General features: G+C 70.0%; 17 protein-coding genes. 6 read left to right on the top strand and 11 right to left on the bottom strand.

The annotated features are described in order from the left end of the window. The first annotated feature begins 8 nt into the window (after positions 1-8). The 4 genes from ACH492_RS18970 to ACH492_RS18955 are packed head-to-tail and all read left to right on the top strand — an operon-like array spanning position 9 to position 3,395. Positions 9-776, top strand: coding sequence for an enoyl-CoA hydratase family protein (locus ACH492_RS18970; protein ID WP_398987946.1), 768 nt, complete (start codon positions 9-11; stop codon positions 774-776). Continuing rightward, complete coding sequence (locus ACH492_RS18965; protein ID WP_398987944.1) at positions 773-1,633, top strand: CoA transferase subunit A; 861 nt, start codon at positions 773-775, stop codon at positions 1,631-1,633. Before ACH492_RS18970 ends, ACH492_RS18965 begins: the two co-directional genes overlap by 4 nt. Next, the gene (locus ACH492_RS18960) at positions 1,630-2,346 is read left to right on the top strand and encodes a CoA-transferase subunit beta (RefSeq protein ID WP_398987942.1); all 717 of its coding nucleotides are present in this window, start codon (positions 1,630-1,632) and stop codon (positions 2,344-2,346) included. The genes ACH492_RS18965 and ACH492_RS18960 overlap by 4 nt, the downstream gene beginning before the upstream one ends. Next, complete coding sequence (locus tag ACH492_RS18955; protein WP_398987940.1) at positions 2,346-3,395, top strand: NAD(P)H-dependent flavin oxidoreductase; 1,050 nt, start codon at positions 2,346-2,348, stop codon at positions 3,393-3,395. Before ACH492_RS18960 ends, ACH492_RS18955 begins: the two co-directional genes overlap by 1 nt. A gap of 14 nt (positions 3,396-3,409) precedes the next feature. Here ACH492_RS18955 and ACH492_RS18950 read toward each other — a convergent pair whose 3' ends face one another. From ACH492_RS18950 to ACH492_RS18925, 6 genes are all read right to left on the bottom strand, one after another. After that, complete coding sequence (locus ACH492_RS18950) at positions 3,410-3,811, bottom strand: SRPBCC domain-containing protein (protein ID WP_398988374.1); 402 nt, start codon at positions 3,809-3,811, stop codon at positions 3,410-3,412. A 128-nt stretch (positions 3,812-3,939) separates the two neighbouring features. After that, complete coding sequence (locus ACH492_RS18945) at positions 3,940-5,472, bottom strand: DEAD/DEAH box helicase (RefSeq protein WP_398987938.1); 1,533 nt, start codon at positions 5,470-5,472, stop codon at positions 3,940-3,942. A gap of 93 nt (positions 5,473-5,565) precedes the next feature. After that, entirely contained in the window at positions 5,566-5,769 is a 204-nt protein-coding gene (locus ACH492_RS18940; RefSeq protein ID WP_003969786.1) for a cold-shock protein, read from the bottom strand. Between the two features lie 197 nt (positions 5,770-5,966). Next, entirely contained in the window at positions 5,967-7,124 is a 1,158-nt protein-coding gene (locus ACH492_RS18935; protein ID WP_398987936.1) for an acetyl-CoA C-acetyltransferase, read from the bottom strand. Between the two features lie 17 nt (positions 7,125-7,141). Continuing rightward, positions 7,142-7,759 (bottom strand): TetR/AcrR family transcriptional regulator, encoded by a 618-nt coding sequence (locus ACH492_RS18930; protein ID WP_398987934.1) that lies wholly within the window; start codon positions 7,757-7,759, stop codon positions 7,142-7,144. A 15-nt stretch (positions 7,760-7,774) separates the two neighbouring features. Then, positions 7,775-8,563 (bottom strand): SDR family oxidoreductase, encoded by a 789-nt coding sequence (locus ACH492_RS18925; protein ID WP_398987932.1) that lies wholly within the window; start codon positions 8,561-8,563, stop codon positions 7,775-7,777. A gap of 46 nt (positions 8,564-8,609) precedes the next feature. Between ACH492_RS18925 and ACH492_RS18920 the strand changes: the two genes are divergently transcribed. Together ACH492_RS18920 and ACH492_RS18915 are read left to right on the top strand one after the other, a co-directional pair. Beyond that, positions 8,610-9,755: an acyl-CoA dehydrogenase family protein gene (locus ACH492_RS18920; protein ID WP_398987930.1), complete on the top strand. Its 1,146-nt coding sequence runs from the start codon at positions 8,610-8,612 to the stop codon at positions 9,753-9,755. Further along, complete coding sequence (locus ACH492_RS18915; RefSeq protein WP_398987928.1) at positions 9,755-10,750, top strand: acyl-CoA dehydrogenase family protein; 996 nt, start codon at positions 9,755-9,757, stop codon at positions 10,748-10,750. Before ACH492_RS18920 ends, ACH492_RS18915 begins: the two co-directional genes overlap by 1 nt. Position 10,751: 1 nt before the next feature. Here ACH492_RS18915 and ACH492_RS18910 read toward each other — a convergent pair whose 3' ends face one another. The 5 genes from ACH492_RS18910 to gltB form a co-directional block, all read right to left on the bottom strand. Continuing rightward, the gene (locus tag ACH492_RS18910) at positions 10,752-11,225 is read right to left on the bottom strand and encodes a pyridoxamine 5'-phosphate oxidase family protein (protein WP_398987926.1); all 474 of its coding nucleotides are present in this window, start codon (positions 11,223-11,225) and stop codon (positions 10,752-10,754) included. A 93-nt stretch (positions 11,226-11,318) separates the two neighbouring features. Further along, on the bottom strand, positions 11,319-11,879 hold the full coding sequence (locus tag ACH492_RS18905; protein ID WP_398987924.1) for a HutD family protein: 561 nt from the start codon (positions 11,877-11,879) through the stop codon (positions 11,319-11,321). Then, on the bottom strand, positions 11,876-12,595 hold the full coding sequence (locus ACH492_RS18900; RefSeq protein WP_398987922.1) for a vWA domain-containing protein: 720 nt from the start codon (positions 12,593-12,595) through the stop codon (positions 11,876-11,878). Before ACH492_RS18900 ends, ACH492_RS18905 begins: the two co-directional genes overlap by 4 nt. A gap of 185 nt (positions 12,596-12,780) precedes the next feature. Further along, positions 12,781-14,241, bottom strand: a complete 1,461-nt coding sequence (locus tag ACH492_RS18895) for a glutamate synthase subunit beta (RefSeq protein WP_398987920.1) — start codon at positions 14,239-14,241, stop codon at positions 12,781-12,783. After that, the gene (gene gltB / locus ACH492_RS18890) at positions 14,234-18,802 is read right to left on the bottom strand and encodes a glutamate synthase large subunit (protein ID WP_398987918.1); all 4,569 of its coding nucleotides are present in this window, start codon (positions 18,800-18,802) and stop codon (positions 14,234-14,236) included. Before gltB ends, ACH492_RS18895 begins: the two co-directional genes overlap by 8 nt. Between the last annotated feature and the right edge of the window lie 182 nt (positions 18,803-18,984).

The following is an 18,984-nucleotide window of genomic DNA, read 5'->3' as shown; positions in this document are numbered from 1 at the left end:
ATCCGCTCATGGGTGTCTCCACCGCAAGCCCCGAGAAAGGCATCTGTGTCGTCACGGTCGACTTCCCACCCGTCAACGCCCTTCCCGTACAAGGCTGGTACGACCTCGCCGACGCGGTACGGACAGCAGGCCGCGACCCCGGGATCCGCTGCGTCGTACTCACCGCGGAGGGCCGGGGCTTCAACGCGGGCGTCGACATCAAGGAGCTGCAGCAGGATGCCGGCCACCGGGCCCTGGTGGGAGCGAACCGCGGCTGCTACGAGGCCTTCGCCGCCGTGTACGAGTGCGAAGTGCCCGTCGTCGCCGCCGTGAATGGCTTCTGCCTGGGCGGCGGCATCGGACTCGTCGGCAACGCGGACGCGATCGTCGCCTCCGACGACGCCACCTTCGGGCTGCCGGAGCTGGACCGCGGCGCACTCGGCGCGGCCACCCACCTCGCCCGGCTCGTCCCCCAGCATCTGATGCGCGCGCTGTACTACACCTCGCGCACCGCGACCGCGCAGGAGCTGCACGCCCACGGCTCGGTCTGGAAGATCGTCCCCCGCGCCGAACTGGCCAGCACAGCCAGGGAGTTGGCGCGGGAGATCGCCCGGAAGGACGGGTATCTCATCCGGTTGGCCAAGGCCGCCATCAATGGCATCGACCCCGTCGACGTACGCCGGAGCTACCGCTTCGAACAGGGCTTCACCTTCGAAGCCAACCTCAGCGGGGTCGCCGACCGCGTCCGCGACACCTTCGGCAAGGACCCCTTCGGCAAGGAGGGCCAGCAGTCGTGACCGACAAGACGATGACACCCGAAGAGGTCGTGAGCCGCCTCCGCAGCGGGATGACGATCGGCATCGGCGGCTGGGGTTCGCGCCGTAAGCCCATGGCTCTGGTGAGGGCGATGCTCCGCTCCGAGATCACTGATCTCACCGTGGTCTCGTACGGCGGCCCCGACATCGGCCTCCTCACCGCCGCCGGCCGGATCCGCAAGCTTGTCACGGCCTTCGTCACCCTCGACTCGATCCCGCTCGAACCGCACTACCGCGCAGCCCGCGAGCGCGGTGACTTCGCCCTCACCGAGATCGACGAGGCGATGTTCATGTGGGGGCTGCACGCCGCCGCCAACCGGCTGCCGTTCCTCCCGGTACGGGCGGGCATCGGCTCCGACGTGATGCGGGTCAACCCCGGGCTGCGCATGGTGACTTCGCCGTACGAGGAGGAGGGCGCCCGCGAGGAGTTCGTCGCCGTACCGGCCCTGCGGATGGACGCGGCGCTGGTCCACCTGAATCGCGCGGACCGGCTCGGCAACGGCCAGTATCTGGGACCCGACCCGTACTTCGACGATCTGTTCTGCGAGGCCGCCGACGCCGCATACGTCTGCTGCGAGCAGCTGGTGGAGACCGCCGAGCTCACCAAGGACGCCGCCCCGCAGACCCTGCTCGTGAGCCGCCACTGCGTCACCGGCGTGGTCGAGACCCCGAACGGCGCGCACTTCACCTCCTGCGCCCCCGACTACGACCGGGACGAGGTCTTCCAGAAGCTGTACGCGACCACCCCCTGGCCCGAGTTCGCCGAGCGCTTCCTGTCCGGCGCCGACGAGCACCACTACCAGTCCGCCGTCCGGACCTGGCACGAGGAGCAGCGGTGACTGTCAGCCGATCCGAGTACTGCGTGATCGCGTGCGCCGAGGCGTGGCGCGACAACGGCGAGGTGCTGGCCAGCCCCATGGGCCTGATCCCCTCCATCGGGGCCCGGCTGGCCAAGCGCACCTTCTCGCCCGACCTGCTGCTGACCGACGGCGAGGCGATGCTGGTCGGACTCGACGGGACGGTCGAGGGGTGGCTTCCGTACCGCCGGCATCTGACCATGGTCACCGGCGGCAGGCGGCACGTGATGATGGGTGCCAGCCAGATCGACCGCTTCGGCAACCAGAACATCTCCTGCGTCGGCGACTGGGAGCGGCCGAAGCGGCAGCTGCTGGGGGTGCGCGGTGCGCCCGTCAACACCCTGAACAATCCGGTCAGTTACTGGGTGCCGAAGCACTCCGCACGGGTCTTCGTCGGACGCGTCGACATGGTGTGCGGTGTCGGCTACGACCGAGCGGCCGGGGCGCGCTATCACCGTATCCCTCGCGTGGTGTCCGACCTCGGCGTCTTCGACTTCGCGACCCCCGACCGCTCGATGCGCCTGGCGTCCCTGCATCCCGGCGTCACCGTCGATCAGGTCCGGGAGGCGACCGGCTTCTGCCTGGTGATCGGCGACGACGTCCCCTGCACACGCGAACCGAGCGCCGATGAGCTGCGTCTGATCCGCGACGTCATCGACCCGAAGGGCCTGCGCGAGCGCGAGGTCAAGGGCTGATGGAGACCGCCCTCACCAGGCTGACCGGCGTCAGGCACCCGGTCGTGCAGACCGGCATGGGATGGGTGGCCGGACCCCGGCTGGTCTCCGCCTCCGCCAACGCCGGCGCGCTGGGCATCCTCGCCTCCGCCACCATGACCGCCGACCAGCTGCGGCAGGCTGTCCGCGAGGTCAAGTCCCGTACGGACGCGCCCTTCGGGGTCAATCTCCGCGCCGACGCCGGCGATGCCGGGGACAGGGTCCGGATCATCATCGACGAAGGCGTACGGGTCGCGTCCTTCGCCCTGGCACCCTCCCGCGAGCTGATCGCCGAGCTGAAGGAGGCGGGCGTGATCGTCATCCCCTCGGTCGGGGCCCGCAGGCACGCCGAGAAGGTGGCTGCCTGGGGCGCGGACGCGTTGATCGTCCAGGGCGGCGAGGGCGGCGGCCACACCGGCGATGTGGCAACGACCGTGCTGCTTCCGCAGGTTGTGGACGCGGTCGACATTCCGGTGATCGCGGCCGGGGGCTTCCATGACGGGCGGGGGCTGGTCGCGGCGCTCGCCTTCGGCGCGGCGGGCATCGCGATGGGGACCCGATTTCTGCTCACGTCGGACTCGACCGTGCCGGACGCGGTCAAGGCCCGGTATCTGGCGGCGAGCGTCAAGGACATCACGGTCACCACCGCCGTCGACGGGCTCCCGCACCGGATGCTCCGTACGGATCTCGTCGACTCCCTTGAACGGGCGGGCCGTACGAGAGCACTGGTGCAGGCCGTCCGCCGGGCTGCCGGCTTCAAGAGAATCTCGGGCCTGTCCTGGTCTCAGATGATCCGCGACGGTCTGGCCATGAAACACGGCAAGGAGCTGAGCTGGAGCCAGGTCCTGCTCGCCGCCAACACCCCCATGCTGCTCAAGGCATCCATGGTCGGGGGCCGCACCGACCTGGGCGTGATGGCCTCGGGGCAGGTCGCCGGGCTGATCGAGGACCTCCCCAGCTGTGCGGAGCTCGTCGGCCGGGTGATGTCCGAGGCCCGGCACGTGCTCGGCGCCCTGCCCGTCGCAGAGTGATCCGGGCTTCGAGGTCAGGCTTCGCGGTTGAGCTCTACGACAACGTCCTCGAGGCGGTTCATCGAGATCTGCATGCCGTCTTCCATGCCCGAGGCGATATGGCCGTCACGGTGCTCCTGACTGGTGTGCAGGACGGTGATGGACATCGTCGTCACGCCGTCACGCTCGTCGAACACGATGGTGTCGAGCGCCGCGGCGTCGGGAAAGCCCTCGAACACCTCGGTCGAGACGATGCGGCGCGGCGCCTCGACCGTGCGGTACTCCCCGTGGAAGCCGACTTCGACGCCGCCCTCCTCGCGGGTGACGTAACGCCAGCTGCCGCCCTCGCGCAGGTCGTTTTCGCAGACGAGCCACTCCGAGGTGTCGAAGCCCCGTAATTGAGCCTCGTCGGCGCTTGAGGCGCGAGGTCCGGGCAGGGCCCCGGTCAGGGCCGAATGTTCAGCCCCGTGGGGGTCCCCCCGGACGAAGTCCGGGGGGGAGATTGAGGCGCGGGGTCCGGGGCGGAGCCCCAGAAGGACGCCCGCGGCCGCGACCCCGCTCCGCGCTAAACCGCCGTGCGGCGGCCCCCCTGCGCCCCGCCCTGCGCGCCGCGGCCAGGGCGGCCGCCCTGGCCACCGCGGCGGCCGCGGGTGCGGGCGCCGGACGCGGTGCCCGACTGGGCGCCGCCGCGGCCGCCCTGGCCCGGGACCTGGGCGCGGCGGCGCTGCGGCCGCTGCTGGACCACCTGCTGCGGCACCTCTATCGTGATCGCGACCCCTGACGGCTCGCGCGCCCCTGTGAGGCGGCTGAGCTCGTCGTCGCTCGACTTGATCCTCGCCGTGCGCGGGGCGATACCCGCGTCCGACATCAGCCGGGTCATCTCACGCCGCTGCTCGGGCAGCACCAGCGTCACGACGCTGCCGGACTCGCCCGCCCGCGCGGTGCGCCCACCGCGGTGCAGATAGTCCTTGTGGTCGACGGGCGGATCGACGTTCACGACCAGGTCGAGATCGTCGACGTGGATCCCACGGGCCGCCACATTCGTCGCGACCAGCGCGGTGACCTGCCCGTTCTTGAACTGGTCGAGCGTGCGGTTGCGCTGCGGCTGCGAGCGGCCGCCGTGCAGGGCCGCCGCCCGTACGCCGCTGGCGAGCAGCCGCTTGGCGAACCGGTCGGCGCCGCGCTTGGTGTCCACGAAGAGGATCACCCGGCCGTCGCGGGCCGCGATACGCATGGCCACGGCCTTTTTGTCCGTCTCGTCCGCCACGTGCAGCACATGGTGCTCCATCGTGGTGACCGCGCCCGCGGACGGGTCGACGGAGTGCACGACGGGATCGGTGAGAAACATCCGTACGAGCCGGTCGATGTTCTTGTCCAGCGTCGCCGAGAACAGCATCCGCTGACCGTCCGCCTCTACCTGCTTGAGCAGCGCCGTGACCTGCGGCATGAAGCCCATGTCGGCCATCTGGTCGGCCTCGTCGAGGACGGTGATCGCCACCCGGTCGAGCACGCAGTCGCCGCGCTCGATCAGGTCCTTGAGCCGCCCGGGCGTGGCCACGAGCACCTCTGCGCCGCGCCGCAGCGCGCCCGACTGCTTGCTGATCGACAGCCCGCCGACGACCGTCGTCAGCCGCAGCTGCACGGAGGTCGCGTACGGCGAAAGGGCGTCGGTGACCTGCTGTGCGAGCTCACGCGTCGGTACGAGGACGAGCGCGAGCGGCGCCCGCGGCTCGGCGCGCCGACCCGCGATGCGGGCGAGCAGCGCGAGCCCGAACGCGAGGGTCTTGCCGGATCCGGTGCGCCCGCGGCCGAGTATGTCGCGGCCGGCGAGGGAGTTCGGCAGTGTCGCTGCCTGGATCGGGAAGGGCTCGGTCACGCCCTGCGCCGCGAGGGTCTTCAGCAGGGCGGCCGGCATGTCCAGCTCGTCGAACGCCTCGACGGCAGGCAGCGCGGGTGTGATGGTTTCCGGCAGCGTGAATTCCTGCGGGGGCGCCACCTTGCGGGCGGGAGCCTTGCCGGAACCCTTCACTGGGCCCTGGGCGCGGGAATTGACCGGGCGCTTTCGGGTCGGGCGGGCCGGGCGTTCGGAGCGAGTCATGCGGATATTGCCCTCCTGGGCATGTGAGACAGCACAAGCCGGGGCCCGCACCTTCACGGTGCGGGCCCCGGCTGCGAGGTTCGCGTCCAGCTATTAGGCCGGGACGATGTTCTCCGCCTGCGGGCCCTTCTGGCCCTGCGTGACGTCGAAGGAAACCTTCTGGCCCTCCTGGAGCTCGCGGAAGCCCGAGGTGGCGATGTTCGAGTAGTGGGCGAAGACGTCGGCGCCGCCGCCGTCCTGCTCAATGAAGCCGAAGCCCTTTTCCGAGTTGAACCACTTCACGGTTCCAGTAGCCATGTCATTCTCCTAAAACAGGGGCAAGCCGGAAACCCACACCTCGTGAGTTTCCCGTCGCGATATTGAGCCCCATCCGGAGAAGCCGGAAACAATAATGTGCGCCTGAGGAAGCATTCCCGTCAGGCGCACACAAAGTTCATGGGTACCAAAACTGCAACGCCCTCACCGTAGCACGCCCGCGCCGAAAAGGCTCGTGTTCACAGCCGTTCGATGATCGTGACGTTGGCCTGACCTCCCCCTTCACACATCGTTTGCAGTCCGTACCGGCCTCCCGTGCGCTCCAGTTCATGCAGGAGCGTCGTCATCAGCTTCACGCCCGTGGCGCCCAGAGGATGGCCCAGTGCGATCGCGCCGCCGTTCACGTTGATCTTGTCCGGGTCCGCGCCGGTTTCCTTCAGCCAGGCGAGCACTACGGGCGCGAAGGCCTCGTTGATCTCGACCAAGTCGATGTCGTCGATCGACATGCCGGTCTTCTTCAGCGCGTACGCCGTCGCCGGGATCGGTGCCGACAGCATCCGGATCGGGTCCTCGCCCCGTACGGAGAGATGGTGGATCCGGGCCCGCGGGGTGAGGCCGTGCTCGGCCACGGCCCGCTCGCTCGCGATCAGCATCGCCGCCGCGCCGTCCGAGACCTGCGAGGAACACGCGGCCGTGATGGTGCCGCCCTCCAGGACCGGCTGCAGGGCCGCCATCTTCTCCAGCGTCGTGTCGCGCCGCGGACCCTCGTCGACCGTCACGTCTCCGTACGCCACGAGCTCCCGCTCGAAGCGGCCCTCGTCGATCGCGCGAACCGCACGCCGGTGGGAGGTGAGCGCGAACACCTCCATGTCGCGCCGCGAGATCCCCCACTTCTCCGCGATCAGCTGCGCGCCGTGGAACTGGTTGACCGGCTGGTCGCCGTACCTGGCCCGCCAGCCCTCGCTGCCCGCGAACGGGCCTTCGGTCAGTCCGAGCGGCTCGGCGGCCTGGCGGGACGCGAACGCGATCGGGATCTGCGTCATGTTCTGGGTACCGCCGGCGACGACCAGGTCCTGGGTGCCCGAGAGCACGCCCTGCGCCGCGAAGTGCACGGCCTGCTGCGACGAGCCGCACTGGCGGTCGATCGTCACGCCCGGGACCTCTTCGGGCAGTCCCGCCGTCAGCCATGCCGTACGGGCGATGTCACCGGCCTGCGGGCCCACCGTGTCCAGGCAGCCGAAGACGACGTCCTCGACGGCGGACGGGTCGACTCCGGAGCGTGCGACCAAGGCCTTCAGTACATGCGCGCCCAGGTCCGCCGGGTGGACCTGGGCAAGGCCGCCCTTGCGCCTGCCCACCGGGGTGCGTACCGCTTCGACTATGTAGGCCTCGGCCATGACAACTCCTCGATCGGTTACGTACGTACGGCGATTCCGTCCAGCACCATCGACAGGTACTGCCGGGCGATCTCCTCGGGGCTGTGCTGCCCGCCCGGCCGGTACCAGGAGGCGGCCACCCACACGGTGTCGCGCACGAACCGGTAGGTGAGCCGGATGTCCAGGTCGGCACGGAAGACCCGGTCCGCGACGCCGCGCTCCAGCGTCCCGAGCCACGCCTTCTCGAATTTCTGCTGCGAGTCGGTGAGGTAGTGGAAGCGGGGCTGGGCCGCCAGGTGCCTGGACTCCTTCTGGTAGATCGCGACGGCGGCGCGGTGCCGGTCGATCTCCCGGAAGGACTCGGTGACGAGGGCCTCGATGGTCTCCCTGGGCCCGAGCCCGGCGGCGAGCACGGCGTCGTACCCCTGCCAGAGCTCGTCGAGGAAGGTGGAGAGGATCTCGTCGAGCATCGATTCCTTGGAATCGAAGTGGTAGTAGAGGCTGCCGGCGAGCATCCCCGCCTCGTCCGCGATCTTGCGGACGGTGGTGGCGTTGTACCCCTGGGCGGCGAACACCTCGGCGGCGGTGTCGAGGAGCTCGCGGCGGCGCTCGGGCGAGGCGGTCACCTGGGTCTTCTTCTTGCTGTTGGTCGGCACCCGACCATTCTCGTCCTATGCATGCTGGCTGCTGACGGAGAGGACCTCGCCGGTCAGGTACGAGGAGTAGCCGCTGGCCAGGAAGACGATGGCGTTGGCGATCTCCCACGGTTCGGCGTACCGCCCGAAGGCCTCCTTGGCGGTCAGCTCCTGAAGCAGTTCGGCCGATGTGACCTTCACCAGGTGCGGATGCATGGCGAGGCTGGGGGCTACGGCGTTGACGCGTACGCCGTACTCCGCGGCTTCGATCGCCGCGCAGCGGGTGAGCGCCATGACTCCGGCCTTGGCGGCGGCGTAGTGGGCCTGGCCGGCCTGGGCGCGCCAGCCGACGACGGAGGAGTTGTTGACGATCACCCCGCCGCGGCCGGTCGCCCGGAATGAGCGCAGGGCGGCCCGGGTGCAGCGGAACGTGCCGTTGAGGGTGACGTCGAGGACCTTGTCCCACTGCTCGTCAGTCATGTCGACGAGTGGGGCGGTGCCACCGAGGCCGGCGTTGTTGACCACGATGTCGAGGCGGCCGTGGGCCCGTACCGCTTTCTCGAACAGCGCCTGGACCTGGGCCTCGTCGGTGACGTCGCAGGGCAGTGACGTCACGGCGGACGTGCCGAACTCCTCTGCGAGCGCGGCCTCGGTCTCCTTGAGGCGGCGTGCGTGGGCGTCCGAGACGAGGATGCGCGCCCCCTCCTGAAGGAATTTCCGGGCGGTCGCGCCGCCGATCCCGGCGCCGGCCGCGGCGGTGATCACGGCCGTACGGCCTTTCAGCAGGTCGTGACCCGGTACGTACTGCGCCCTGTTGTCCGTCACGGCGGCAGGTTAACCTACCAAACACTTGTTAGGGAAGGATGCGCGAATGGACCTGCACCACTCCGCCGACGAGGAGGCCTTCCGGGCCGAGGCCCGCGCCTGGCTCACCGCGCATGTGCCCGCCGGGCCACTGCCGTCCCTGGAGACGCGGGAAGGCTTCGCGGCGCACCGCGCGTGGGAGGCGCGGCTCTACGCGGACCGCTGGTCGGTCGTCTCCTGGCCGCGGGAGTACGGCGGCCGGGGCGTCGACATCTTCCAGTGGCTGATCTTCGAGGAGGAGTACTACGCGGCGGGTGCACCGGGCCGGGTCTCGCAGAACGGCATCAACCTCCTCGCCCCCACGCTCTTCGACCACGCCACGCGGGAACAGCGGGCCCGCGTGCTGCCCGCGATGGCGAGCGGCGAGGTGATCTGGGCGCAGGCCTGGTCGGAGCCCGAGTCGGGCTCCGACCTCGCGTCGCTGAAGTCCCGCGCGGTGCGGACGGACGGCGGCTGGCTGCTGAGCGGGCAGAAGACCTGGTCCTCGCGGGCGGCCTTCGCGGACCGGGCGTTCGGCATCTTCCGCACCGACCCCGATGCGCCGAAGCCGCATCACGGCCTCACCTACCTGATGTTCGGCCTGTCGGCGCCGGGTGTGACGGTGCGTCCCATCGGCCGCCTCGACGGCAAGCCCGCCTTCGCCGAGCTCTTCCTCGACGAGGTCTTCGTCCCCGACGAGGACGTGATCGGCGAGCCGGGTCAGGGCTGGCGGATCGCGATGTCCACGACGGGCAACGAGCGGGGGCTGACGCTGCGCTCCCCCGGCCGTTTCCTCGCCGCGGCGGACCGTCTCGTACGACAGTGGCGCGCGAGCGCCGATCCCGCCGACACGGCGCTGCGCGACCGGGTCGCGGACGCGTTGATCGGCGCGCGTGCGTATCAGCTTTTCACCTACGCGAACGCCTCGCGCTTCGCGGCGGGGGCGAACATCGGCGCGGAGTCGAGCCTGAACAAGGTCTTCTGGTCGCAGTACGACATCGCGCTGCACGAGACCGCGCTCGATCTGCTGGGCCCGGTCGGGGAGTTGGCGGAGGGCGAGTGGGCGGAGGGATACGTCTTCTCGCTCGCCGGGCCCATCTACGCCGGTACGAACGAGATCCAGCGCGACATCATCGCCGAGCGTCTGCTCGGCCTTCCGAAGGGCCGCCGCTGATGCGTTTTCTGCTTGACGACGAACAGGCGGCGTTCGCCCGCTCGCTGGACGGGCTGCTGACGGCGTCGGACACACCGTCGACCATCCGCGCCTGGTCCACCGGGAACCACGCGCCTGGCCTGGCGCTGTGGGCACGCCTGGCCGAGGCGGGGGTCTTCGCGCTCGCGATCCCGGAACCGTACGAGGGATTGGGCCCGCTCCCGGTCGAACTGACGGTGGCCTTCGTGGAGTTGGGCCGCCACGCGGTGCCGGGCCCGTTGGTGGAAACGGTGGCTGCGGCGGCGCTGCTGTCGCGGCTGGCCGAGCTGGGCGACGCGTCCTTCGCCAAGCGGCTGCTGCCGGGGCTCGCGTCGGGCGAGTCGACGGCGACGCTCGCGATGGCAGACGGCGGACCGTACGCGCTGGACGCGGACGCGGCGACGGTGACGCTGGTGGTGTCGGCCGCGGCTGCTCCTGGCGCCGAGCTGCGTATCGCGGCCGGGCACGGCGTGGCGCGGGCGTCCGCCGATCCCGCGCGGCGGCTGTCCGTGCCCGCCGACGCGGGCGAGGTGCTGGCCGCCGGGCCGCACGTGGACGCCGCCGCCGCGTATGCCACGGACGTCGCGCGTCTCGTCACCGCCGCGCAAGCCCTCGGCGTCGGGCTCGCTCTCCTCGACCGGACCGTTGCGTACGTCAAACAGCGCACCCAGTTCGGGACCGCCATCGGGTCCTTCCAGGCGGTCAAGCACCGGCTGGCGGACACCCTCATCGGGCTCGAGTTCGCCCGGCCGCTGCTCTACGGGGCCGCGCTGTCGATGGCCCCCGCCGATATCGCCGCGGCGAAGGTGACCGCGGGCGAGGCCGCGTACGCCGCGGCCCGCACCGCGCTCCAGCTGCATGGAGCGGTGGGCTACACCGACGAGCTCGACCTCTCGCTCTGGCTGCGCAAGGCGCGTCCGCTGCGCGACGCCTGGGGCACCCCCGCCCAGTGCCGGGCGCGGGTGCTGGGCGTATGACTCAGCGGCGCCGCTGCGTGCGGACGGCCGCGCCCGGCTGCCAGGTCCGTACGACCAGTTCCTCCCCGTCGACGTACGTCTGCACCACCTCGCCCAGCTCGACGCGGAAGAGATGGAACGGCTCCGGCGGCTTGACCTCCGCCACGAACCGGGCCATCTCGGCGGCATCGGTGACCTCCACCGCGCGCCCGGCGATCCGGACGTCACCGCCGCCCATGGAGTCGTCCGCGCCGGGGTTCGTGTGGATCGCGAAGCGCGGATCGCGCTGGAGGTCCTGCGCCTTACGGGAGCCCGGCATCATGCCGAGCCACAACTCACCGAAGCGGAACGTCACCTCAAGACCGGTCACCCGCGGCGAACCGTCCTTGCGCAGCGTGGCCAGCACATGGTGCTTGTACTGCTCGAATCGCTTCTGCACGGTCTCCGCGAAGCCCGGCTCCGCCGCCTGGAAGTCTGCCCATGAATTCGATGTCATGGAGCCATGAAACCGGGAAAGCAGGACATCTCCTGTCGGGATTGGCCCACCCGCGGCCCCGCCCCCGACCCTCGCCCCGTGACCCGCCCCCGCTCACCGGCTCTGCAGCGTGACGACCGCCGCGTGTCCCTCCGTACGCAGCGAGCCGGGCGAGTCGTCCAGCACCGCCGCGTCGTACTGCCCGAGCGTCACGCGCGCATCCTCGAGGACGGTGGGCCCGTCCAGCGCGACGATGACGACCGTCGAGCCGGGCTCCACCACAACCCGAAGTCCGCCGCGCACCACCGAGGTCAGGCACGCCGTACGGCCCCTGCGGTGCATGACGTTGAAGTTGACGACGGGCCCGCCGAGGAGGCGTCCGTCGGTGTCCGCATCACCGGGGAAGTCGTAGGGCCGGTACCGCTCGTCGGCCAGTGTGCGCTGCCCGCCGACCGTGAGGTCCATCCCGGCACCCTCGACCACGGTCAGGGTCCGGCCGATCCCGGAGAACGCGGAGAACGGTCCGTCCGCGCCGACGTCCGCGAGGCTGATCCGCCAGTCGAAGGCGTCCATCCCGGCGCCCTCGGGCGAGACGGCGATCTCACGGGTGACGCCGCCGCCGTTCTTCCACGGCACGGCCGCCCGGTCGGCTGCCCTGAACACCCGTACCGTCATCGCACGATGCCCTGCGCACGGGCCGCCGCCAGCCAGCTGGGAAACTCGGCGACCAGCCGGTCGTAGAGCTCCACGTCCGGGACCTGCCGCGGGTCGAGTCCGGCGTGGAAGAAGCCCGCGTTGTCGACGGCGCGCTTGGCGGGCACGGCGAGTTCGTCGAGCTTGTGCAGGAAGTCGAACTGCGAGCTGCGCTTGTTGCCGAAGCCGATGAACTGCCAGAACAACGGCAGCTTCGCGGCCTTGCACAGATAGCGTTCCGCCGCGTGCTTGCTGATCGGGCCGCCATCCGTCTGGAAGACGACCAGCGCGGGCGCGGTCGAGCCGCTGTCGATGTAGTGGTCGATGACCGCGTCCATGGCCAGGTGGTAGCTGGTCTTGCCCATGTGCCCGAGGCCCGCCACGATCTCGTCGACCCGGCCGCGGTGGTTCTCCAGGGAGATCTCCGTGACCGCGTCGATGTCGGTGGAGAAGAAGACGACGGGCACGGATCCGTCGTCGTCGAAGTGGGCCGACAGACCGAGCACCCGGTCGGCCAGCGCCTGGACGCTGCCGTCCTTGTAGTAGTCCTTCATGGAGCCGGAGTAGTCGAGCACCAGATAGACGGCCGCGCGCTCCCCGCTCAGCCGGTGCTTCTCCAGACAGACACCGGCGCTCTTGTAGAGGCTGACCAGTGCGGGAGCGGTCTCCTCGATCTTGCGGAGACTGATGGCCGTCATGCGGGGCTCCGTTCGTTCCATATGACGGGAGAGACAGGAGAGACGAGACTACGTCCAGAACGCAGCGCGGCGCCCACCCAGTCCGGTCGGGGACAGGGGCAGGCGCCGCGTTACCGGTTCCGGGGGTGAGCCCCGGTTCAACCAGCCCGTACGTCGTTGTACGGGACGTCCATTGGAGGTGGAGCTCAGACTGTCAGTGCACGGTCCGTCGGGCGGATCGGAGCCGGCAGTTCGCTCGCCCCCGTCAGGTAGCGGTCCACACCGCGCGCCGCCGAGCGGCCCTCGGCGATCGCCCACACGATCAGCGACTGACCACGGCCCGCGTCACCCGCGACGTACACGCCGTCGACGTTCGTCGCGAAGTCCGCGTCCCGCGCGATGTTGCCCCGCTCGTCCAGCTCCAGGCCGAACTGCTGGACCAGACCGTTCTCCTGGTCCGTGCCGGTGAAGCCCATCGCGAGGGTGACCAGCTGCGCGGGCAGCTTGCGCTCCGTGCCCGGCTTCTGGGTGAGCTTGCCGTCGACGAACTCCACCTCGACCAGGTGCAGGAACTGCACGTTCCCCTCGTCGTCGCCCTCGAAGTGCGTCGTCGAGACGGAGTAGACCCGCTCGCCGCCCTCCTCGTGCGCCGAGGTGACCTTGTAGAGCATGGGGAACGTGGGCCACGGCTGGCCCGACGGCCGCTCCTCGCCGGGACGCGGCATGATCTCCAGCTGGGTGACGGAGGCCGCCCCCTGGCGGTGGGCCGTGCCCACGCAGTCCGCGCCGGTGTCGCCGCCGCCGATGACGACGACGTGCTTGCCCTCCGCGGTGATCGGGGGAGCGACGAAGTCACCCTCCTGCACCTTGTTGGAGAGCGGCAGGTACTCCATCGCGAAGTGGATGCCGTTCAGCTCACGGCCGGGGACCGGCAGGTCGCGGGAGACGGTCGCGCCCGCCGCGATGACCACCCCGTCGTAGCGCCGGCGCAGCTTCGCGGCGTCGATGTCACGGCCGATCTCCACCTCGGTACGGAACTTGGTGCCCTCCGCGCGCATCTGCTCGATACGGCGGTTGATGTGCACCTTCTCCATCTTGAACTCGGGGATGCCGTACCGCAGCAGCCCTCCGATGCGGTCCGCGCGCTCGTACACCACGACCGTGTGACCCGCCCGCGTCAGCTGCTGCGCCGCGGCCAGACCCGCAGGGCCCGAGCCGATGACCGCGACCGTCTTGCCGGAAAGCCGCTCCGGCGCCTGGGGCCGTACGTCATTGCTGTCCCAGGCCTTGTCGATGATCGAGACTTCGACGTTCTTGATGGTGACGGCCGGCTGGTTGATGCCGAGGACGCAGGCCGACTCGCACGGAGCGGGGCACAGACGGCCGGTGAACTCCGGGAAGTTGTTGGTCGCGTGCAGCCGCTCGCTCGCGGCCGCCCAGTCCTCGCGGTAGGCGTAGTCGTTCCACTCGGGGATGAGGTTCCCCAGCGGACAGCCGTTGTGGCAGAACGGAATGCCGCAGTCCATGCAGCGCCCGGCCTGCTTGCTGATGATCGGCAGCAGCGAGCCGGGAACGTAGACCTCGTTCCAGTCCTTCACGCGCTCCGCGACGGGGCGGGTCTTGGCGACCTCGCGCCCGGTGGTCAGGAAGCCCTTGGGGTCAGCCATTGGTCGCCGCCTCCATCATCTTCTCGGTGGTCTCCTGCTCGGAGAGACCGGCGAGCTCAGCGGCGTCCTTGGCGGCGAGCACTGCCTTGTACGTGGTCGGGATGATCTTGCTGAATCGGTCCACCGCGACGGACCACTCGGCCAGCAGCTTCGCTGCGACGGTGGAACCCGTCTCCTCCTGGTGGCGGCGCACGACATCGTGCAGCCACTCCCTGTCGGCGTCCGAGGGGGCCTCGATGGCACCTACATTGCCGGCGTTGACGTTGTCGCGGTCGAGATCGATGACGTACGCGACACCGCCGGACATGCCGGCCGCGAAGTTACGTCCGGTCTCGCCCAGCACCACCGCGTGGCCGCCGGTCATGTACTCGCAGCCGTGGTCGCCCACGCCCTCCGAGACGACCGTGGCGCCGGAGTTACGGACGCAGAACCGCTCGCCGGTGCGGCCGCGCAGGAACAGCTCGCCACCGGTCGCACCGTAGGCGATGGTGTTGCCCGCGATGGTGGAGTACTCGGCGAGGTGGTCGGCGCCCCGGTCCGGGCGGACGATGACGCGGCCGCCGGAGAGTCCCTTGCCGACGTAGTCGTTGGCGTCGCCCTCCAGTCGCAGCGTGACGCCCCGCGGGACGAACGCTCCGAAGGACTGGCCCGCCGAGCCGGTGAAGGTGATGTCGATGGTGTCGTCGGGCAGTCCCGCGCCGCCGAACTTCTTCGTCACCTCGTAACCGAGCATCGTGCCGACGGTCCGGTTGATGTTGCGGATCGCGACCTGCGCGCGGACCGGCTGGGCTTCCTCGGCGGTGGCGGCGTTCAGCGCTTCGGCGGCGAGCTCGATCAGCTCGTTGTCGAGCGCCTTCTCCAGGCCGTGGTCCTGCTCGACCAGCGCGTAGCGCACCGCGCCGTCCGGCAGCTCGGGGACGTGGAAGAGCGGAGCCAGGTTGAGACCCTGCGCCTTCCAGTGGTCCACGGCCCGCTCGGTCTCGAGGAGTTCGGCGTGGCCGACGGCCTCCTCGATCGTACGGAACCCCAGCTCGGCGAGGAGCTCACGGACCTCCTGGGCAATGAACTCGAAGAAGTTGACGACGTACTCGGCCTTGCCGGAGAACCGGTCCCGGAGGGTCGGGTTCTGCGTGGCGATGCCGACCGGGCAGGTGTCCAGGTGGCAGACGCGCATCATGATGCAGCCGGAGACGACGAGCGGCGCGGTCGCGAAGCCGAACTCCTCGGCGCCGAGCAGCGCGGCGATGACGACGTCACGGCCGGTCTTCAGCTGGCCGTCGGTCTGGACGACGATGCGGTCGCGCAGGCCGTTGAGCAGCAGGGTCTGCTGGGTCTCGGCGAGGCCGAGCTCCCAGGGGCCGCCCGCGTGCTTCAGCGACGTAAGGGGAGAAGCGCCGGTGCCGCCGTCGTGGCCGGAGATCAGGACGACGTCCGCGTGCGCCTTGGAGACACCCGCGGCGACCGTGCCGACACCGACCTCGGAGACCAGCTTCACATGGATGCGGGCGGCCGGGTTGGCGTTCTTGAGGTCGTGGATCAGCTGAGCCAGGTCCTCGATGGAGTAGATGTCGTGGTGCGGCGGCGGCGAGATCAGACCGACGCCCGGGGTCGAGTGCCGGGTCTTGGCGACCCAGGGGTAGACCTTGTGGCCGGGCAGCTGGCCGCCCTCGCCGGGCTTGGCGCCCTGCGCCATCTTGATCTGGATGTCATCCGCGTTGACCAGGTACTCGGAGGTCACACCGAAGCGGCCGGAGGCGACCTGCTTGATGGACGAGCGGCGCTCCGGGTCGTACAGACGGTCCGCGTCCTCGCCGCCCTCACCGGTGTTGGACTTGCCGCCCAGCTGGTTCATGGCGATGGCGAGGGTCTCGTGCGCCTCGCGGGAGATCGATCCGTACGACATCGCGCCGGTGGAGAAGCGCTTGACGATCTCGGAGACCGGCTCGACCTCGTCGACGGAGATCGGCCCACGGTCCGACTTGAAGCCAAACAGGCCGCGCAGCGTCATCAGCCGCTCGGACTGCTCGTTCACACGGTCCGTGTACTTCTTGAAGATGTCGTACCGCTTGGTGCGCGTGGCGTGCTGGAGGCGGAAGACCGTCTCCGGGTCGAACAGGTGCGGCTCGCCCTCACGCCGCCACTGGTACTCGCCGCCGATCTCCAGCGCGCGGTGCGAGGCGGCGATGCCGGAGGCCGGGTACGCCTTGGCGTGCCGGGCGGCAACCTCCTTGGCGATCACGTCGAGTCCGGCTCCGCCGATCTTCGTGGCGGTGCCGTTGAAGTACTTCTCCACGAACGCCTCGTCGAGGCCGACGGCCTCGAAGACCTGCGCGCCGCGGTAGGAGGCGACCGTCGAGATGCCCATCTTCGACATGACCTTCAAAACGCCCTTGCCCAGCGCGTAGATCAGGCTGCGGATGGCCTGCTCGGGCTCCAGGCCCTCTATGAAGGTGCCGGCGCGGACCAGGTCCTCGACGGACTCCATCGCCAGGTACGGGTTGACGGCGGCCGCGCCGTAACCGATGAGGAGCGCGACATGGTGCACCTCGCGTACATCACCGGCCTCGACCAGCAGGCCCACCTGGGTGCGCTGCTTGGTGCGGATGAGGTGGTGGTGCACGGCGGAGGTCAGCAGCAGCGACGGGATCGGCGCGTGCTCGGCGTCCGAGTGCCGGTCGGAGAGAACGATCAGGCGGGCGCCGTCCTCTATGGCGGCGTCGACCTCGGCGCAGATCTCCTCGATACGGGTCGCGAGGGCGTCGCCGCCGCCGCTGACGCGGTAGAGACCGGAGAGGGTCGCGGCGGTCATGCCGGGCATGTCGCCGTCGGCGTTGACGTGGATGAGCTTGGCCAGCTCGTCGTTGTCGATCACCGGGAAGGGCAGCGTGACCGACCGGCAGGAGGCCGCGGTCGGCTCGAGCAGGTTGCCCTGCGGGCCCAGCGAGGAGTGCAGCGAGGTGACGAGCTCCTCGCGGATGGCGTCCAGCGGCGGGTTGGTGACCTGCGCGAACAGCTGGGTGAAGTAGTCGAAGAGCAGCCGGGGGCGCTCGGACAGGGCCGCGATAGGGGAGTCCGTACCCATGGAGCCGAGCGGCTCGCCGCCGGTCCTGGCCATGGGCGCGAGAATGACGCGCAGCTCCTCCTCGGTGTACCCGAAGGTCTGCTGGCGGCGGGTGACCGAGGCGTGGGTGTGGACGATGTGCTCGCGCTCGGGGAGGTCCTCGAGCTCGATCTCGCCGGCCTCCAGCCACTCCCGGTACGGCTGCTCGGCGGCGAGGGCCGACTTGATCTCGTCGTCCTCGATGATGCGGTGCTCGGCGGTGTCGACGAGGAACATCTTGCCGGGCTGGAGGCGGCCCTTGCGGACGACCTTGGCCGGGTCGATGTCGAGGACGCCGACCTCGGAGGAGAGGACGACGAGTCCGTCGTCCGTGACCCAGTAGCGGCCGGGGCGCAGGCCGTTGCGGTCGAGGACCGCGCCGACCTGGGTGCCGTCGGTGAAGGTGACGCAGGCCGGGCCGTCCCAGGGCTCCATCATCGTGGAGTGGTACTGGTAGAAGGCGCGCCGGGCCGGGTCCATGGAGTCGTGGTTCTCCCACGCCTCGGGGACCATCATCAGCACGGAGTGCGGCAGGGAGCGGCCGCCGAGGTGCAGGAGCTCCAGGACCTCGTCGAAGGACGCGGAGTCGGAGGCGTCCGGCGTACAGACCGGGAAGATCCGCTCCAGCTTCTCCGCCCCGAAGAGCTCGGAGGCGAGCTGCGACTCGCGGGCGCGCATCCAGTTGCGGTTGCCCTTGACCGTGTTGATCTCGCCGTTGTGCGCGACGAAGCGGTACGGGTGGGCGAGCGGCCAGCTCGGGAAGGTGTTGGTCGAGAAACGCGAGTGCACGAGCGCGACAGCGGTCGTCAGGCGGCGGTCGGAGAGGTCCGGGAAGAAGGGCTCCAGCTGGCCGGTGGTCAGCATGCCCTTGTAGACGATGGTGCGGGCGGAGAGCGAGGGGAAGTAGACGCCGGCCTCGCGCTCGGCGCGCTTGCGCAGCACGAACGCCTTGCGGTCCAGTGCGATGCCCTTGCTGGCCCCGTCCGGTCCGTCCGACACGAAGAGCTGGGAGAAGGCCGGCATGGTGGCGCGTGCGCCGTTGCCGAGCAGATCCGGGGAAACCGGGACCTCGCGCCAGCCGAGGACCGTCAGGCCCTCTTCGGCGGCGATCTTCTCGATGCGTGAGACGGCTCCCGTGGAGTCGTCGGCCGGCAGGAAGGCGATGCCGACGGCGTAGGAACCGGCCTCGGGAAGTTCGAAGTCGCTGGCCTCACGCAAAAACGCGTCCGGGACCTGAAGCAGGATGCCGGCGCCGTCACCCGAGTCGGGCTCGGAGCCGGTGGCACCGCGGTGCTCGAGATTACGCAGTACGGTCAGCGCCTGCTCGACCAGCTCATGGCTGGCAACACCGGTGAGGGTGGCCACGAACCCGACGCCGCATGCGTCGTGTTCGTTACGGGGGTCGTACATCCCCTGGGGGGCGGGGCGACCGTCCATGGGCGACCAGGCGTCGGAACGCATCGGCACTCCCGTCGTCGTCGTGGCATATGCAACTGCCGAGGGACGACGTTGGCCCTCCGCGAAATTTCGTGCAGGTTACATGATGGAGTGCTTCTCGGAAAGTGGATAGCTCGTTCCAGCATGCGGACACCGCACAAAGCGGTGAAGGTGGGTCACAGTCGGACAGATCGATATCCGCCGGC

This window comes from Streptomyces sp. NPDC019443, from assembly GCF_044389785.1.
GTDB lineage: Bacteria > Actinomycetota > Actinomycetes > Streptomycetales > Streptomycetaceae > Streptomyces.
This window is presented reverse-complemented; position numbering and strand designations above follow the sequence as displayed.

Coding starts and splice junctions, on each gene's coding strand:
- ACH492_RS18970 (WP_398987946.1), top strand. CDS start 9: ATGGGTGTCTCCACCGCAAGCCCCGAGAAAGGCATCTGTGTCGTCACG.
- ACH492_RS18955 (WP_398987940.1), top strand. CDS start 2,346: ATGGAGACCGCCCTCACCAGGCTGACCGGCGTCAGGCACCCGGTCGTG.
- ACH492_RS18945 (WP_398987938.1), bottom strand. CDS start 5,472: ATGACTCGCTCCGAACGCCCGGCCCGCCCGACCCGAAAGCGCCCGGTC.
- ACH492_RS18940 (WP_003969786.1), bottom strand. CDS start 5,769: ATGGCTACTGGAACCGTGAAGTGGTTCAACTCGGAAAAGGGCTTCGGC.
- ACH492_RS18935 (WP_398987936.1), bottom strand. CDS start 7,124: ATGGCCGAGGCCTACATAGTCGAAGCGGTACGCACCCCGGTGGGCAGG.
- ACH492_RS18920 (WP_398987930.1), top strand. CDS start 8,610: ATGGACCTGCACCACTCCGCCGACGAGGAGGCCTTCCGGGCCGAGGCC.
- ACH492_RS18915 (WP_398987928.1), top strand. CDS start 9,755: ATGCGTTTTCTGCTTGACGACGAACAGGCGGCGTTCGCCCGCTCGCTG.
- ACH492_RS18910 (WP_398987926.1), bottom strand. CDS start 11,225: ATGACATCGAATTCATGGGCAGACTTCCAGGCGGCGGAGCCGGGCTTC.
- ACH492_RS18905 (WP_398987924.1), bottom strand. CDS start 11,879: ATGACGGTACGGGTGTTCAGGGCAGCCGACCGGGCGGCCGTGCCGTGG.
- ACH492_RS18900 (WP_398987922.1), bottom strand. CDS start 12,595: ATGACGGCCATCAGTCTCCGCAAGATCGAGGAGACCGCTCCCGCACTG.
- ACH492_RS18895 (WP_398987920.1), bottom strand. CDS start 14,241: ATGGCTGACCCCAAGGGCTTCCTGACCACCGGGCGCGAGGTCGCCAAG.
- gltB (WP_398987918.1), bottom strand. CDS start 18,802: ATGCGTTCCGACGCCTGGTCGCCCATGGACGGTCGCCCCGCCCCCCAG.